A 16,511-nucleotide genomic window follows, 5' to 3' on the forward strand; every position below is an offset into this window, starting at 1 on the left:
GTCAGAACAGCGAGCCCTTGCCGTCGGCCCCGAAGAGTTCGATCTTCTGGGCGGCGACGACCTGCATGGCGCGGATGCACTCCGGCTGGATGGCGTTGGGTTCGCGCAGCCGCTCGTCGGTGCCGAGCACCTCGCGCATCTTGTTGTGGTACGCGACCTTGATGTCGGTCGAGATATTGATCTTGTTGATGCCGATCCGGGCGGCCTCGCGGATCTCGTCGTCCGGGTTGTTGGAGCCGCCGTGCAGCACCAGCGGGATCCGGACCCGGCTCTTGATCTCCTTGAGCAGGTCGAGTTTCAACTCCGGCTTGCGGTTCTTCGGGAAGAAGCCGTGATAGGTGCCGATCGCCACGGCGAGCGAATCGACGCCGGTCCGCTCGACGAAGGTGACCGCGTCGTCCGGGTCGGTGTAGATGATCGTGTCGGTGCCCTCGGACTCGGCGTAGCTGTCGTTGGCGCCGATGGTGCCGAGCTCGGCCTCGACCGAGACACCGAGCACGTGGGCCGAGTCGGCGACCTTCTTGGAGATCGCCACGTTCTCGTCGAACGGCCGGGTGGAGGCGTCGAGCATGACCGAGGTGAAGCCGAACTGGAAGGCCTGCAGCATCTGGTCGTAGGTGGCGCCGTGGTCCCAGTGGATCGCCACCGGGACGCTCGAGCGGTGCGCCCGCTCGACGATCCCCTTGATCATCTCGGCGCCGACGTGGGCCACCTCGTCGGGGTGGATCGCGACGATCAGGGGCGCGTCGGTCTCCTCGCTGATCTCCACGATGCCCTTGAACATCGCCCAGTCGCTGATGTTGAAGGCGGGAACCGCGAAGCCGTGCTCGTTGGCGACGTCGAGGATCGCCTTGCCGGTCGTCAGCATTTGTTTCTTTTCTCCTTCTGAAACGCGCGGTCAGGCTTTGACAGCACCGGCGGTCAGGCCGCCGATGAACCGCTTCTGGAAGAGCAGGAAGAGGATGAGGACCGGGATGGAGCCGAGGATGCTCATCGCCATCATCTGGTTCCACTCGTACGAGTGCTGGCCCATGAGCAGCTGGATGCCGATCGGCACGGTGCGCATGTCGTCGGTGCGGGTCAGCGACAGCGCGAACAGGTACTCGTTCCACGAGATCATGAACGTGTAGACGCCGACCGCGATCAGACCGGGCACCGAGATCGGCACCAGGATCCGCCACAGTGCGGTCCAGCCGGTGCCGCCGTCGACCTTGACGGACTCGTCGAGCTCTTTCGGGAGCGTGTTCAGATACGCGGTGATCATGATGATCGCGTACGGAAGCGTGAACACCATGTGGGTGAGGATCAGGCCGGGATAGGTGTTGTAGAGACCGAGCGCGACGACGAGCCCGAAGTACGGGATGACCAGGGTGATCGGCGGTACCGCCTGGACGCTGACGATCACCGCGTTGATGGTCTTCTTCATCGGGAAGTCGAACCGGCTGAACGCGTAGCCGGCCAGCAGCGCCACCAGCAGCGTCAGCACCGTCACCGCGATCGCGACGAGGTAGCTGTTCAGGAAGAACCGCAGCTGAGCGCCGTTGCCCAGGATCTCGGTGTAGGCGTCGAACGAGAAGCTCGAGGTGATCAACTTGGGCGGGTTCTGGAACACCTCGCCGTTGCTCTTGAACGAGGTGGACAGCATCCACAGCACCGGCAGGCCGGCGAAGAGAGCACCGAGGACCAGCCCGCCGATGACCCCGGTCTTGGCGAGGGTGCGCTTGGTCTTGACGGTGGCCATCAGCGCTCCCTTTGCGAACGGACGTAGAAGAAGGCCAGCACCATCGTGATCAGCAGGACGAGCACGGCGGCGGCGGACGCGGTGGCGAACTCGTACTCGCTGAAGGCCTGTTTGTAGGTGTAGGTGCTGAGCATCTCGGTGGTGTTCAGCGGCCCGCCGCCGGTCGTCATCCAGATCAGCGCGAACTGCTGGGACGTCCAGATCAGGTCGAGCACGGCCATGCTGATGATCACCGGCCGCAGCTGGGGCAGGGTCACGTGCAGGAACCGCTGGAACCAGTTGGTCCCGTCGACGGCGGCCGCCTCGTACAGGTCGTTGGGGATGCCCTGCAGTCCGGCGAGCAGGCTGATCATGAAGAACGGGTAGCCGGACCAGATGTTGATGAAGGTGACCGCCCAGAGCGCCTTGCCCGGGTCACCGAGCCAGTTCACGCCCTCGTTGATCAGGCCGAGCGTGTGCAGCACGTAGTTGACGACACCGGAGGGGTCGAGCAGCATCCGCCAGATGACGGCGACGACAGCGATGGTGAACAGCCACGGAAGGATGTAGACGATCCGGAAGACGGCCTTGGTGACACCGCTGAGCAGCTGGGTGTTCAGCATCATCGCGAACGTCAGGCCGAGCACCAGGTGGGCCGCCATGCTCACGGTGATGAAGACGGCGGTGTTCTTGAGCGCGGCCAGGAAGTCCGGGTCGGTGAGCACCTTCGTGTAGTTGGCGAGGCCGGCGAACACCGAGTTGTCCTGGACGATCACGTTGTCCCGGAACGAGTAGCTGATCACCATGACGATGGGGACCACCATCAAGACCACGATCAGGATCAAGGTCGGCGACAGATATCCGTACGGGACCAGGCGCCGCGCCAGCGTGCTCCGCTTCGGCGGCGCCGCCTGTTCGACCGGCTCGGCGGTCTTGGGGGCGAGCAAAGTCATGACTGTCTCCTAGGTCGGGCACCGCGCACTTTTCTGGGCAGCAGCGCGGTGCCCGGACGGGCGGGCTACTCGATGACCGAGGACCAGTTCTCCTGTGCCTTGGCGAGGGCGTCGTCGACGCTGGACTTGCCGGTGAGCACCAGCTGGAGCTGCTCGTCGAAGCTGCGCATCAGGTCCTCGGACTTGGGCAGGCCGACGAACTCGTTGGCGACGGTGCCCTCCTTGTAGATGTCGAAGGCGGTTTTGAACATCGGGTCACTGGTGCTGAAGTCGGGCTCCGAGGTCTTGTTGCCGGGGAAGCCGTTGGCGATCGTGCTGAGCTTCGAGTTGGTCTGCTGGCTCATCAGGTAGGAGACGAACTTCCAGGCCTCGGCCTTGTGCTTGGTCGAGTTGGAGATGCCGATGCCCCACGACGCGTACGGGATGCCGCGCTTGCCGGTGTAGCCGTCCTCGGCCGGGATGGCGGCCACCTCGAACTTCAGGTCCGGCTTGTTCTTCTTGATCAGGTTGATGTGCGCGAGCGAGTCGATCATCATGCCGACCTGGCCCTGCGTGAACTTCTCGACCTTGTCCTGCTCTTTCATGGTCAGCGAGCCGGGGGCGATGACGTTCGCGTCGTTGAGGCTCTTGACGAACTCGACGGTGCTCTTAACCGCGGGGGTCTGCAGGGCCGGCTTGCCGTCGGCGAGCATGCTGCCGCCGGAGGCCCACAGCCAGGACATCACGTCGTTCTGGACCCCGTTCGGAACGGCGGTGTCGAGCGGGAGCGCCCAGCCCTTGACGTCGCCGCCGGTCGCGCTGATCTTCTTGGCCGCGTCGAGGAACTCGCTGCGGGTGGTCGGCGTCTTGGCGACGCCCGCCTTGGCCAGCAGGTCCTTGTTGACGAACAGCGGGTAGATGAAGTTGACCACCGGGATCATGTACGTCTTGCCCTTGAGCTGCACCTGGCTGGCGAGCTGGCTCGAGTCGTAGTTCGCGTCGGTCATCAGCTTGGACAGGTCCGTGATCGCGCCCTGCTTGGCGAAGTCGCTCACCCAGGCGCCGTCGAGGCCCACCACGTCGGGCAGGGTCTTCGAGGCCGCACCGGTGACGAGCTGCTGCTTGGTCGAAGCGTACGGCGCGCTCAGCAGCTTGATCTTGATGTTCGGGTTCTGCGCCGTGAAGTCACTGATGATCTTGTCGAACTCCCCGGCCGGAAGCTCGGCCCCCCACCACTGGGCGAACTCCAGCGTCACGTCGCCGCCCGAGGCGGAGGCGTCCGAGTCGCCGCCACCACAGGCCGCGACGAACGCGAGAAGCGTCGTCGCCGTCACCGCCCCTAGAACTCGCTTCAGCCGGCTTGCACGAACCGCCATAGCGGATCCCTTCTATATCGAGATCTTTCTGTTCTTTGCCGTGTTGGCGTCACGTTAGCAGCGTGTTACGAATGATTACAAGAGAAGAACAGCAGAAAGCTGCGGAGTACGGCATACTAGTGCGTCATGAAGCAGAACCGGGTCTTCCCCCAGGGCCCTCCGAGCTGTAGTTTGCCGCTACAGCTGGATCTTTTCGCAGCTCCTGCCCATCCCTGCGGCCAGTTGCAGCTCTATGCGGCAGTGTGCTCAATGGACACGCATTTGTGGCATACTGCCGCACTGACGAGGGGGGATCAGTGAGCGTCGACAGCAACGAGCGGCAGCGCCATCTGCCGGCCGGACGCAAGGCCCAGCTGGCGGCCTACGTCGCCGAAACCGGCCAGGTGACGGTCAGCGAACTGGCCGAACGCTTCGGCGTCTCGATCGACACCGTCCGGCGCGACCTCGACCAGCTCGCCGCCGACGGAAGCCTCGTGCGCACCTACGGCGGAGCGGTCAGCCTGTCCACCGTCTCCCGCACCACCGACCGCGCCGTCGACCAGCGCCTGGCCGTCCAGGAGCAGGAGAAGGAAAAGATCGCCGCGCTGGCCGCCGCCCTGGTCCAGGACGGCTCCACCATCATGATCAACGGTGGCACGACCACGCTCGCCCTCGCCCGGAACCTCGGCCAGCACCGCGAGCTCACCGTCGCCACGAACAACCTGCTGGTGCCGGGCGCCCTGCCCACCACCGCGATCCGCGACATCTACCTGTTCGGCGGCGCCGTCCGCTCGCTCACCCTCGCCACCATCGGCCCCGTCAGCTTCCGCGCCAACACCGGCGCCGACCTCGACATCAGCTGCGACCTGGCCCTGATCGGCGTGGGCGCGGTCTCCTCCGAAGCCGGCTACACCACGAGCAACCTGGCCGAAGCCGCCATGATGCAGGAAATGATCTCCCGAGCCGCCCGGGTCGCCATCCTCGCCGACTCCTCGAAGTTCGGCCGCCGCCTCTTCGCCCAGGTCTCCGAACTGGGCGCGGCCGACTTCCTGATCACCGACACCGCACCCCCACCCGACCTGCGCGACGCCCTCGAGGCCAACGGCGTGGAACTCCTCACCCCCACCACCACCAGGCCGGCCACCCCCCGCCAGCCCTGACCCGCCAGCCCTGACCCGGCGCCCTGAACCGCCCGCCCCGGCGCCATCCCGACCCCTGCACCACCGGCGGCTCCCGCCCGGCTGAGCCGGCCCGCTGAGCCGGCCCGCTCCCCTGCCGACGCTCGGGCGGCGATCGCACCAACTCCCCGAGCTCGACCCCTACGGAGGCGATAAGTCCCGTTAGGGGGGTTTGGTCCAACCGGCGGCGCGAGAGCTCGGTGCGGGTGCGTGTGATCGGGCGGGGGCAGGGGCTAGCGCCAGGGCAAGTTTGAGCGCTCCTGCCAATAGCGGGCGCTCGGCATGGCCAGGCCGGCCCAGCGGGCCGGGTCGACGGAGGACCGCTCGGCGCGCAGGTTCGAGGCCAATTGAGCGGTGGTGGCCGCGCCCGACAGCACCACACTCACCCACGGCTGAGCCAGCGCCGCAGCCAGGGCCACGGCGTCGCCCGGAACCGGACCACCGGCCGGCCCGAGGCCGGCAACCGGCTCGGGGGCAGCGGCCAGGCGGCCGTTGGCCAGGGCTTCCTTGACGATCACGAAGCAGCCTTGAGCGTGGGCTTCGGACAGGGCCGGGGCGGCGCTGGGTTCCAGCAGGTTCCAGGTGGCCTGCACGCTGCGGAACAGCGGGCGGCCGCCGACCCGGATGTCGAGGGCGGCGCGGATCGTGGCGGCCTGGGCCGGGCCGCTCGTGGAGAAGCCGACGGTGACTCCCTCGGCGGCGAGATCGGCGAGGCGGGCGTGCAGTTCGGGGTCGGTCAGGGCGGGGCTCTCGGGGGTCAGCGAGTGGATCTGGTAGAGGTCGAGGTGGCCGCCGAGCAGGGTGCGGGTTTCGGCGAGTTGTCGTTCGAAGGTGGCGACGCCGTGGTCCTTGACCTCGTGCACGTCGGCGTCGACGCGCCAGCCGGCGGTGTAGGTGTAGCCCCATTTGCTGCCGACCACGACATCCTGGCGGTTGCCGAGCCAGGTGGACAGGAACTCCTCGGCCCGGCCGTAGGAGCGGGCGACGTCGAAATAGCGGACCCCTGACGCGTACGCCGCATCAAGCAGTTCGTGGGCGCGGGCCCGCATCGCTTCGACCGACCGTTCGGGCGGCAGGTCGGCGTCCCGGCCGAGGGTGAGGTAGCCGGGGCGGCCGACGGCGGCGAGTCCCAGTCCGATCCGGGGGGCGCCGGCGAGCCGGTCGGCGATGGTCATGCGTTCATCAGACACCCTCGTGGGTAGCACCCCGGTTGCGGGTTGCCGGGAAGCTCAACATCGGTTCGGCCGCACCGATGCGGAATGCGTGAACCAGATCCTGCGCGCCGGTCGCTCCGGCCCCGCCGTCATCGCGGTGCTCGCGCTGCTCAGCGTCGCCGGGCAGGTCGTCGGCGTGCTGGCCGGCGCCGCCTGGTCGCTGATCTCGGTGCTGACGATCATCGGGCTGGATTTGGTGGGCGCCGTCTACAACTGGCGGGCGTCCAACCGGCCGGGGTTGAACCGCCGGTCCTGGCGGCTTCTCGCGGCCGGCCGGATCAGTTCGATAGTGACGTTCGCGCTTTTCGTCGCCGCCGAGGCGACCGGGAGCACGGTGCTGAGCGGCGCCATGCTGCTGTCCCGAGCGGCGATGTATGGGCTCGTCACGCTCGGCGCGCTGGTCGGCGCGATGCGCGGTCTGCGCGGCCGGGAGCGTTCGGCGTTGATCGCCGAGGCCGCCACGGTGCTCGCGGCCGGGTTCATGATCGTCTGGTACGTGTCCCTCGAACCGGCACTGGCCGACAGCGAGCCCTCGCTGCTGTGGTTCGGCACCATCGGCTGGCCGATCGGCGACCTGCTGCTGCTCGCGGCGGTCGGGGCGATCGTGCTCCGCGGCGCGGCCAGCCGGTTCTCCCCGCCGATCGTCGTGTTCACCCTGGGAATGGGCGTCTACGCGATCGCCGACCTCTACATGACGCGCGCCGCGGCCACCGGCGCCCACACCGCCAACGTGGTGGCCACCTGGATGCTCATCTTCGCCAGCCTGCTGCTGGACGCGGCCGCGATCCTCGCCCTGGGTTCGACCGGCCGGATGGCCGCGCAACGCCGCACCAAGGCGCCGACCTGGTCCACCCACCTGCCGATGGCCGCCATGATCTGCGGTTGCCTGCTGATGCTCGTCGTCACCACGATCGAGGGCCAGTTCCTGCCGTGGGGTGGTCTCGTGCTCGGGCTGATCGTGATGACCTGCGCGGCCGCCGCGCGTCAGATGTTGTCGCTCCGCACCAGCCGCGAACTGCTGATCACCGACGCGCTCACCGGGCTGGCCAACCGGGCCGGGCTCGACGACGCCCTCGACCGGGCGTTCAAGCGCGGCGAGAACCCGGCCGTCCTGCTTCTCGACCTCGACGGTTTCAAGCTGGTCAACGACGCGTACGGGCACGCCGCCGGCGACATGTTCCTGGTACACGTCGCGCACCGGCTGCGTGGTGGCGTGCGTGGCAAGAACACCATCGCGCGCATCGGCGGCGACGAGTTCGCGATCATGCTCACCGAGATCACCGACGACGAGCAGGCCGCGGCCGTGTGCAAGCGCCTGCTGGCCGACATGGCCGCCAACCCGATCGAGCTCGACGACGACCTGATCCCCGTCCGGGCGAGCATCGGGGCCGCCCGTTTCGAGGCCGGCGTCGACGACAAGGCCCTGTTGCGCCGGGCCGATGTGGCCATGTACCAGAGCAAGCGGGCCGGCAGCCACGGCTTCACCGTCTACCAGCCCGGCATGGTCGACCGCCGGTCCGCCGATGCCGCCCTGGCCGGCGACCTCGACCAGGCACTCGACCGGGACGAGCTGGCGGTGGTCTTCCAGCCGATCGTCGACACCGCCTCCGGCCGTACGCTCGGTGCCGAGGCCCTGCTGCGCTGGGAGCACGGCGCTCGCGGCCCGATCCGGCCGGACGCGTTCATCCCGGTCGCCGAGCGCACCGGGGCGATCATCCCGATCGGCCTGTGGGTGCTCGAGCAGGCCCTGGCCCAGGCCGGGACGCTGGGTGGCGGCCGTTACCTCAGCGTCAACCTGTCGCCGCGTCAGTTGCGCGAGCCGACGATCGTGCGCGACGTGCTCGCCGCCCTGGCGCGCTCGGGGGTGCCGGCCGGCCGGCTGGTCCTGGAGATCACCGAGTCGGCCCTGGTCGACGACGGCAACGGGATCGCGGCGCTGCACGAGTTGCGGGCCCACGGGGTACGCATCGCGGTCGACGATTTCGGCACCGGCTTCTCGTCGTTGCAGTATCTGACCCGGCTGCCCTGCGACATCCTCAAGATCGACCGCAGTTTCGTGGCCGAGCTCGACGGAAGCACCGAGGGTGCGGCCGTCACCACCGCGATCGTCTATCTGGCGAACGTGCTCGGCCTGCGCACCATCGCCGAGGGGGTGGAGACCCGCGAGCAGGCCGCCGAGTTGCGCTCGCTGGGGTGCGAGACCGGTCAGGGCTATCTGTACGCGAAGCCGCTGTCCCCGGCCGGCCTGGCCGAGCACGTAAAGGAGCGGAACCCGGCGGTCCAGTAGGCGTACGGTCTCGGCGTGGCCCACACCTATCCGCCGCTGAACGTCGAGGTGCGCACCCCGCGCCTGACTTTGGCGGGCGCCTCCGACGAACTCCTGGAACGTCTCGTCCCGCTGGTGCGGGCCGGGATCGCCGACACCGAGCCGTGGCCCTTCGACGATCCGATGTCGTTCTACGCGGACAGCCCCGAGCGGGAATGGCAGTGGCTGCGCGGCATCTGGCGCGGCCGCGCCCGGGTGAGCCCGGACGCGTGGCGGCTGTATTTCGCCGTCCTCGCCGACGGCGTGCCGATCGGCATGCAGGACCTGGTCGGCCTGGACTTCGCCCGGTTCGGCACGGTGTCCAGCTTCTCGTGGCTGGGCCCCGGCCACCGCCGGCAGGGGTTCGGCCGCGAGATGCGGGCGGCGATCCTGCATCTGGCGTTCGCCGGGCTGGGGGCGGCCGAGGCGGGCAGCGACGCCTTCGTCGACAACGAGGCGTCCAACCGGGTCTCCCGCGGCCTGGGTTACGAGCCGAACGGCACCGACTGGGACACCCGTCGCGGTGAGCCCGCCCGCATCCAGCGGTGGCGCCTCACCCGGGCGGCGTGGGAACGGCGGCGCCGCGACGACATCGAGCTGATCGGCGTCGAGCAGTGCCGCCGCGGGCTGGGCCTCGACTGAGTTCGGGTGTCCCTACAGGCCTGCCGCGAGGTGGTCGACGATCGCGCGGGCGTCGTCCTCGATGCCGTTGATGAACGACGAACGGCGGCGGCGCAGCATCGGCAGGCCGAGCGCGTAGAGGCCGGGGGCGTCGACCACGCCGCCCTCGTGGCGCAGGCGCCCTTTCGGGTCGACCACCGGGACGTGCAGCCAGCTGTAGTCGGGGCGGAAACCGGTCGCCCAGAGGACGGTGCCGATCTCGCCGCGGTTCAGGTCGATCTTCAGCCGGGCCGCCGGTGGCACCGCTGTCGGCGCGATCTCCTCGGCCGGCGCGGTGACGCCGGCCCACTCGTCGAACGCGGTGAGCAACCGGCGCATCTTCAGGTCGGCGAGCGAGCACACGTTGCGCAGGCCGCCGGAGAACAGGGCGGCGCCGTCGCGCACCAGCGCGAACCGGCCGACCAGCTCGACGCCGAGCGCGGTGAGCGTGTTGAGGTCGAGGGTGCTGCGCTCGGGCGTGCCGGCCAGTTGCGGTGACGGCAGCCGGCGGGCCCGGTCGAGGTCGTCGATCCGGTCCCAGCGCTCGTCCCACACGCCCGACTCGTGCATCCACCAGAGCACGTCCCGGCCGCGATGCAGGCGGGGCAGGCGAACGTGCTCGCCGACGGCGAGGGTGACCTGGCGGCCCGACCGCTGAATCTCGGCCGCCAGCTGCACACCGGTGGCCGAGGCACCGACCACCAGCACGCCGGCTTGGTCCAGGTCGCCCGGTCCGCGATAGTCCAGCGGGGTCATCTGCCGGATCTGCGGGGGCAGGACCAGCGGCGGGACGGTCGCCCTGTTGTAGGCGCCACCGGCCAGCACGACGGTACGGGCGGTCAGCGGGCCCTGGCTCGTGGCGAGCTGGTAACCGCTGTCGGCCGGGCCCACCGAGGTGACCTCCACCCCGGTACGCACCTTGATCCCCTGGGCGAAGTGCTCGATGAACTCGACCACCTCGCCCATCGTCATGTAGCCGTCCGGGTCCGGGCCGTCGTAGGCGTGGCCGGGCAGCCGGCTCAGCCAGTTGGGCGTGAGAAGGCGCAGCGAGTCCCATCGTTCCCGGCGCCACGAGTTGGCCACCTCGCCGCGTTCGAGGACGACGTGGTCGACCGAGCGTCGGCTGAGGAAGTGGCTGGCGGCCAGGCCGGCGTGCCCGGCCCCGATGACGGCGGTGGTGACGTGTTCGATGACTCTGCCCTCTGGCTAGGCGACTTCGACCGTGATGTTCGTCGGGTTGGTCAGTGCGTCGTAGACCGCCGACCGTTTCTGCGACTGCGCGACCAGGGCCTCGATCTCCTCCTTCGACGCGTCGGCGTCGATGTTGAAGGTGACCTTGATGTCGTTGTAGCCGTTGCGGACGTCGCTGTCGACGCCCAGGATGCCACGGATGTCGTGGGCGCCCTCGACTGTGGACTCGACCGAGCGCAACTGGATGCCGCGGTTCTGAGCGACCGAGGCCACCCCCGCGGTCAGGCAGCTCGCCAGGCCGACCAGGAGGTATTCGATGGGGGTGATGCCCTGGTCGGCGGCCGCGAAGACCTCCGGGTGGTCGGCCGAGAACACCGACTCGCTCTTGTGGGTCTGTTCCTGACCGAGGCCGAAGAACTTCTCGACGGTCGCGGTGCTGTGCACGCCGTTCTGCCACTTGGCGGAGGCCCGCCAGGTGAACTGGGCGGCCTCGGGGGCGCTCCTGAGTGCCTCGCGGGCGTCGAGCAACGCCTGCACGTTCACTCCGTTATCCACCGTTGTCATGGCTGATCTCTCCTTTTCGCCCGTTGTCCTATCGAACCCATAGGGGATCTCGGCAACAATACTGGCCTGCCCGGACGCCGGATAGATAGGATCGCCCGCATGGCTTCAACTTCGACTCTCCCGGCCGGGTCGGTCGGCAGCGTCGAAACCCGTTTCGTCGATCTGCCGGCACCGTTGCCGCTCGACTGCGGACGTCAGCTCGACCAGGTCCGCGTCGCCTACGAAACCTACGGCACGCTCGCCCCCTCGCGCGACAACGTAATCCTTGTGTGCCACGCGCTGAGCGGTGACGCCCATGCGGCCGGCTACTCCGCGTCCGCGCCGGCCGCGAGCACCCGCGACGGCTTCGCGGCGGAGCGTCGCGACGGCTCCGCCGGCAAGGCCCTCGGCTGGTGGGACGGCATGATCGGGCCGGGCAAGGCGTTCGACACCGACCGCTTCTTCGTCGTCTCCACGAACCTTCTCGGCGGTTGCCGGGGCACGACGGGTCCCTCCTCGACCAACCCGATGACCGGTTCGGCGTACGGATCGGACTTCCCGGTCATCACGGTCGCCGACATGGTCCGTTGCGAGCGCGCGTTCCTCGACGAGCTCGGCATCGAGCGGCTGGCCGCGGTGGCCGGTGGGTCGCTGGGCGGCATGCAGGCGCTCGAGTGGGCGATCAGCCATCCCGACCAGGTCGACTCGATAGTGGTGATCGCCTCCACCCACGCGCTGCACACCCAGGGCGTGGCCTGGAACGCGATCGCCCGCGAGGCGATCATGCGCGACCCGGCCTGGCAGGGCGGCGACTACTACGGCACCGGCCGGGCCCCCGAGGCGGGCATGGGGGTGGCCCGGATGGTCGGCCACATCACCTACCTGTCCGCGCCCTCGCTGAGCGAGCGGTTCGGCCGGCGGCTGCGGTCCGGCGACGACATCCGCTACACGATCGACCAGCCCGAGTTCGATATCGAGAGCTACCTCGACCACCAGGCCGGGTCCTTCGTGAAGCGGTTCGACGCCGGCACCTACGTCCGGCTGTCGCGCGCGCTCACCTATTTCGACGTGGCCCGTTCGCACGGCGGCGGCTCCCTCGACCGGGCCCTGGCCACGGTGCGGGCCCGTACCCTGCTGATCGCCTTCAGTTCCGACTGGCTCTACCCGCCGGTGGCCTCGACCGAGATCGAGGCCGCGCTGGCCGGCAACGGCAAGCCGGTCGAGCTGCATGTGCTCGACGCGCCCTACGGGCACGACTGCTTCCTGCTGGAAGAAGCCCAGCAGATTCCCCTCGTCCGCCGATTCCTGGGACTTCCATGAGCACAGAGCACGAGTTCGGATTCGAGACCCGCCAGCTGCACGCCGGCCAGCGACCGGATCCGAACACCGGCGCCCGCGCGGTGCCGATCTTCCAGACCACGAGCTACGTGTTCGAGGATCCGGAGTCGGCGGCGGCCTATTTCAACCTCCAGGAGTACGGCAACACGTACTCCCGCATCATGAACCCGACCGTGGCCGTGTTCGAGGAGCGGATCGCCAGCCTGGAGGGCGGCTCCGGGGCGGTGGCGTTCGCCAGCGGCATCGCGGCCCAGGCGGCGGCGCTGTTCACGCTGCTCGAACCGGGTGATCACGTGGTCGCCTCGTCGGCGCTCTACGGCGGCACCGTCAACCAGCTCAAGCACCTGCTCCGCAAGATGAACGTCGAGCTGACCTGGGTCGATCCGGACGACCCGGACGCGTGGCGCAAGGCGGTCAAGGACAACTCGAAGGCGTTCTTCGGCGAGACGATCGGCAACCCCGGCGGCAACGTGCTGGACATCGAGACGGTGGCCGGCATCGCCCACGAGCACGACCTGCCGCTGATCGTCGACAACACGTTCGCGACGCCCTATCTCTGCCGCCCGATCGAGTGGGGTGCCGACATCGTCGTGCACTCGGCGACCAAGTTCATCGGCGGGCACGGCACCAGCATCGGCGGCGTGGTGACCGAGGCGGGCACGTTCAACTGGTCCAACGGGCGGTTCCCGGTCGTCGCCGAGCCCTCCCCGGCCTATCACGGCCTGCAGTTCCACGAGACCTTCGGGATGTACGGCTACCTGATGAAGCTGCGCGCCGAGACCCTGCGTGACCTCGGTGGCGCACTGTCACCGTTCAACGCGTTCCTCTTTCTGCAGGGCCTCGAGACGCTGTCGCTGCGGATGGAGCGCCACGTCGCCAACGCCGCCCGGGTCGCCTCGTTCCTCGACGAGCACCCCCTCGTCACCCGGGTCGGCTATCCCGGCCTGGCGTCGAGCGCCTACCAGCCCCTCGTCGCGAAATACCTGCCGCTCGGGGCGGGCGCGGTGTTCTCGTTCGACGTCGAGGGCGGCCGGGACGCCGGGCAGGACCTGATCCGGGGCGTGCGGCTGTGGTCGCACCTGGCGAACGTCGGCGACGCCAAGAGCTTGATCATCCACCCCGCCAGCACGACTCACCGCCAGCTCAGCGACGAGGAGCTCGCGGCGGCCGGGGTCGGCGCGGGCACCATCCGGCTGTCGGTCGGCACCGAGTCGGTGGACGATCTGATCTGGGACCTCGAACAGGCGCTGGCGGAGGTGTCGTCGAAATGACCGACTATCAGGACGTCAACCAGATCCAGCGGGTGCTGCACAATTCGCGGAAGATCGCGATCGTCGGCCTCTCCGGCAATCAGCTGCGGGCGAGCTATTTCGTCGGCTACTACCTGAAGCGGCACGGTTATCAGGTCTTCCCGGTCAACCCGCGGGAGACCGAGATCCTCGGCGAGACGAGCTACCCGAGCCTGCGCGACCTGCCCACGCCGGTGGACGTGGTGAACGTGTTCCGCGCGCCGAGCGCCCTGCCCGACATCGCCCGCGACGCGGTGGCGATCGGCGCGGGCACACTGTGGACCCAGTTCGGCGTGGTCAACGAGGAGGGCGCACGGATCGCCGAGGAGGGCGGGCTCACCGTGATCATGGACCGGTGCCTGAAGATCGAGCACGCCCGTTACGTGGGCCGCATGCACTGGCTCGGCTTCAACACCCACCGCATCACCTCGGTGCGCACCGGCCTGCAGTGACCCCCGCGGGCCCCGCCCCTCGATCTCAGCAGGTGACGTGGGCCCAGCAGGTGATCAGGCTCAGCAGGCCGGGCGGGCTCAGCAGGTGACGCGGGTGCGGTGGCGCGGTTCGGCCGGGGCACCGGCGTCCTCGCCCAGCAGCTGGGCGCGCAGGGTGGCGACGGTGCGGGAGAGCAGCCGGGAGACCTGCATCTGGGAGATGCCGAGGCGCTCGCCGATCTCCGACTGGCTCAGGTCGTCGTAGAAGCGCATCGCCAGGATGCTGCGCTCGCGCTCGGCCAGGCCGGCGATCGCCGGGCGCAACGCGATCAACTGCTCGGTCAGCTCGAAGGCGGCGTCCGGGCCACCGATCGTGTCGCCCAGCTCGCGGTCGCTGCCGTCGGCGACCGGGGTGGACAGGCTAGTGGCGGCATAGGCGCGGGCACCCTCCAGGCCCTCCAGCACCTCCTCCTCGGTGACCTCGAGGTGGGCGGCCACATCGGCGACCGTGGGTGCGCGACCGAGGCGCTGGGTCAGCTGGGCGTTGGCGGAGCTGATCGCCAGGTGAAGTTCCTGGAGGCGGCGCGGGACCCGGATCGACCACGAGTGGTCCCGGAAGTAGCGCTTCACCTCGCCGAGGACGGTGGGGATCGCGAACGCCGGGAAGTCGACGCCCCGCTCCGCGTCGTACCGGTCCACCGCCTTGATCAGCCCGATCATCGCCACCTGAGACAGGTCGTCCTCGGCCTCACCACGGCCGGCGTAGCGCCGGGCCAGGTGCTTGGCGAGCGGCAGCCAGGCCTCGATCGCCCGGTCGCGCAGGGCCGGGCGGGCCGGGTCGGCGGGGTCGGCGGTCGCGTAGGCCTCGATCAGCTCGGCGGCCAGCTGATCTGATATCGCAGTTTCCTGCACGTGTAGTCCCCTTTTTGCCGGTGAAACAATTGCCTTGCCGCAACAGTAGCCACGTGGCAAGCGGATGAGGCGATCGGTCCACGTGTCGCAAGTCATCCATTCGAGGAGTTAGAGCGCAGGTCACGGGGGCATCCGGGCGGAGCGGCAGCGCGCCTCAGCGACCGGCCTCGAGAGGCATCGCGGGCCGGAAACGACCCGAGCGACCGTCCGGGATCAGGGCCGGCACCCGGCGCAGCCTGGTCGACAGGACCCCGCTGAGCACGACGAAGATCAGGGACAGACCCACCACGGCCGGCCACGAGCCGAGTGACCACGCCGTACCGGAGAGACTCCCGAAGATCGACGAGCCCGCGTAGTAGCAGCAGAGGTAGAGCGACGCGGCCGGCCCGGCCGGCAGGCCCGCCGCGTGGGCCCGGACCGGGACCCAGCCGCTGGCCACCCCGTGCACGCAGAAGAAACCGGCGGTCATCACGGCCAGCCCGACCACGACGACCGGCAGGCGGTCGGGCAGGGTCAGCAGCAGGCCGGCCGCGGTGAGCAGGCTGCCGAACGGCATCACCGCGCGGCGGCCGAACCGGTCGGCCAGCCGGCCGGACAGGGTCGAGCTGAGCGTGCCGACCGGGTAGACCAGGAACACCGTGCCGGCGGCGGCCGCGCCCAGCAGGAACGGCGCCGAGGTCAGGCGGAAGCTCATGGCGTTGTAGACGGCCACGAACGCGCCCATCGAGCAGGCACCGACCGCGTACAGCGAGACGAGTGCCGGATCGGTGAAGGCGCGCACGGTGAAGGCGCCGGACCGGCGGGGGACGAAGTTGCGGGACTGCGGCAGCAGCACCGCCACCACCGCCGCGCAGAGCAGGCCGAGCAGGGCGACGGCGGCCATCGCCCAGCGCCATCCGAGCAGGTCGGCGACCCCACCGGTGAGCAGGCGGCCGGACATGCCGCCGAGCGCGGTGCCGCCGATGTACAGACCGGCGGCGCGGGCGTGCGTGTCGGCGTGCAGTTCCTCGCGCAGGTAAGCGGTGGCGACGGCGGGCAGGCCGGCGAGCGCGATGCCCTGCAGCAGGCGCAGCGCGAGCAGGGCCGGCCAGGTGGGGGCGATCGCGCCGGCCAGGCCGACGACACCGGCGAGCGCCAGGGAGAAATGGATCAACCGGGTGCGGCCGATCCGCTCCGAGAGCGGGCCGGCGATCAGCAGCGCGACACCGAGTCCCATCGTGGCGATCGACAGCGACCACGCACTGTGGGCCGGGCTCACCCCGAACGTGCCGGCGAGCTCGGGCAGCAGCGCCTGGGTGCTGTAGAGCAGCGCGAACGTGGCCACTCCGGCGGCGAACAGAGCAAGGCTGACCCGGCGATAACCGGCTTCCCCGGGGCGATATCCACGCACCCGCCCACCCTGCGCCGCCTTTCTTCATGCGGCTAATGCATCAGAAGCTTCAA

At 69.3% G+C, this 16,511-nt stretch carries 15 protein-coding genes; 6 read left to right on the top strand and 9 right to left on the bottom strand.

Annotated features, from left to right (window positions below):
• Position 1: 1 nt before the first annotated feature.
• The 4 genes from Afe05nite_RS11195 to Afe05nite_RS11210 form a co-directional block, all read right to left on the bottom strand.
• Positions 2-868 (bottom strand): ketose-bisphosphate aldolase, encoded by an 867-nt coding sequence (locus tag Afe05nite_RS11195; RefSeq protein ID WP_203816952.1) that lies wholly within the window; start codon positions 866-868, stop codon positions 2-4.
• 30 nt (positions 869-898) lie between these two features.
• Positions 899-1,741, bottom strand: coding sequence for a carbohydrate ABC transporter permease (locus Afe05nite_RS11200; protein ID WP_239117727.1), 843 nt, complete (start codon positions 1,739-1,741; stop codon positions 899-901).
• Positions 1,741-2,673 carry a carbohydrate ABC transporter permease gene (locus Afe05nite_RS11205; RefSeq protein ID WP_203816953.1) on the bottom strand — a complete coding sequence of 311 codons (933 nt, stop codon included), beginning with the start codon at positions 2,671-2,673 and terminating at the stop codon, positions 1,741-1,743. Before Afe05nite_RS11205 ends, Afe05nite_RS11200 begins: the two co-directional genes overlap by 1 nt.
• Before the next feature lie 65 nt (positions 2,674-2,738).
• Complete coding sequence (locus tag Afe05nite_RS11210; protein WP_203816954.1) at positions 2,739-4,028, bottom strand: ABC transporter substrate-binding protein; 1,290 nt, start codon at positions 4,026-4,028, stop codon at positions 2,739-2,741.
• Between the two features lie 296 nt (positions 4,029-4,324).
• On the opposite strand from Afe05nite_RS11210, the gene Afe05nite_RS11215 reads away from it, so the two are divergent.
• Complete coding sequence (locus Afe05nite_RS11215; protein WP_239117728.1) at positions 4,325-5,167, top strand: DeoR/GlpR family DNA-binding transcription regulator; 843 nt, start codon at positions 4,325-4,327, stop codon at positions 5,165-5,167.
• A 251-nt stretch (positions 5,168-5,418) separates the two neighbouring features.
• On the opposite strand, the gene Afe05nite_RS11220 is transcribed toward Afe05nite_RS11215, so the two are convergent.
• Positions 5,419-6,360 carry an aldo/keto reductase gene (locus tag Afe05nite_RS11220; RefSeq protein WP_203816955.1) on the bottom strand — a complete coding sequence of 314 codons (942 nt, stop codon included), beginning with the start codon at positions 6,358-6,360 and terminating at the stop codon, positions 5,419-5,421.
• Between the two features lie 88 nt (positions 6,361-6,448).
• On the opposite strand from Afe05nite_RS11220, the gene Afe05nite_RS11225 reads away from it, so the two are divergent.
• Complete coding sequence (locus tag Afe05nite_RS11225; protein WP_203816956.1) at positions 6,449-8,686, top strand: putative bifunctional diguanylate cyclase/phosphodiesterase; 2,238 nt, start codon at positions 6,449-6,451, stop codon at positions 8,684-8,686.
• A 15-nt stretch (positions 8,687-8,701) separates the two neighbouring features.
• Positions 8,702-9,346 carry a GNAT family N-acetyltransferase gene (locus Afe05nite_RS11230; RefSeq protein ID WP_203816957.1) on the top strand — a complete coding sequence of 215 codons (645 nt, stop codon included), beginning with the start codon at positions 8,702-8,704 and terminating at the stop codon, positions 9,344-9,346.
• Between the two features lie 12 nt (positions 9,347-9,358).
• Here Afe05nite_RS11230 and Afe05nite_RS11235 read toward each other — a convergent pair whose 3' ends face one another.
• Positions 9,359-10,555, bottom strand: coding sequence for an NAD(P)-binding domain-containing protein (locus Afe05nite_RS11235; protein ID WP_203817223.1), 1,197 nt, complete (start codon positions 10,553-10,555; stop codon positions 9,359-9,361).
• Between the two features lie 15 nt (positions 10,556-10,570).
• The gene (locus Afe05nite_RS11240) at positions 10,571-11,119 is read right to left on the bottom strand and encodes an OsmC family protein (RefSeq protein ID WP_203816958.1); all 549 of its coding nucleotides are present in this window, start codon (positions 11,117-11,119) and stop codon (positions 10,571-10,573) included.
• A gap of 99 nt (positions 11,120-11,218) precedes the next feature.
• Here Afe05nite_RS11240 and metX point away from each other — a divergent pair, with 99 nt between their 5' ends.
• From metX to Afe05nite_RS11255, 3 genes are read left to right on the top strand one after another with little or no spacing between them, the layout of a single operon-like run.
• Positions 11,219-12,418, top strand: a complete 1,200-nt coding sequence (gene metX / locus Afe05nite_RS11245; RefSeq protein WP_203816959.1) for a homoserine O-acetyltransferase MetX — start codon at positions 11,219-11,221, stop codon at positions 12,416-12,418.
• Positions 12,415-13,707, top strand: a complete 1,293-nt coding sequence (locus tag Afe05nite_RS11250; protein ID WP_203816960.1) for an O-acetylhomoserine aminocarboxypropyltransferase/cysteine synthase family protein — start codon at positions 12,415-12,417, stop codon at positions 13,705-13,707. Before metX ends, Afe05nite_RS11250 begins: the two co-directional genes overlap by 4 nt.
• Positions 13,704-14,177 (top strand): CoA-binding protein, encoded by a 474-nt coding sequence (locus tag Afe05nite_RS11255; protein WP_203816961.1) that lies wholly within the window; start codon positions 13,704-13,706, stop codon positions 14,175-14,177. Before Afe05nite_RS11250 ends, Afe05nite_RS11255 begins: the two co-directional genes overlap by 4 nt.
• A 78-nt stretch (positions 14,178-14,255) precedes the next feature.
• Here the strand turns inward: Afe05nite_RS11255 and Afe05nite_RS11260 are convergent, their stop codons facing one another.
• Positions 14,256-15,068 (bottom strand): SigB/SigF/SigG family RNA polymerase sigma factor, encoded by an 813-nt coding sequence (locus tag Afe05nite_RS11260; RefSeq protein ID WP_239117729.1) that lies wholly within the window; start codon positions 15,066-15,068, stop codon positions 14,256-14,258.
• A gap of 154 nt (positions 15,069-15,222) precedes the next feature.
• Positions 15,223-16,458 carry an MFS transporter gene (locus Afe05nite_RS11265; protein WP_203816963.1) on the bottom strand — a complete coding sequence of 412 codons (1,236 nt, stop codon included), beginning with the start codon at positions 16,456-16,458 and terminating at the stop codon, positions 15,223-15,225.
• Positions 16,459-16,511 lie beyond the last annotated feature (53 nt).

Source organism: Paractinoplanes ferrugineus, from assembly GCF_016862195.1.
Taxonomy (GTDB): Bacteria; Actinomycetota; Actinomycetes; order Mycobacteriales; family Micromonosporaceae; genus Actinoplanes; species Actinoplanes ferrugineus.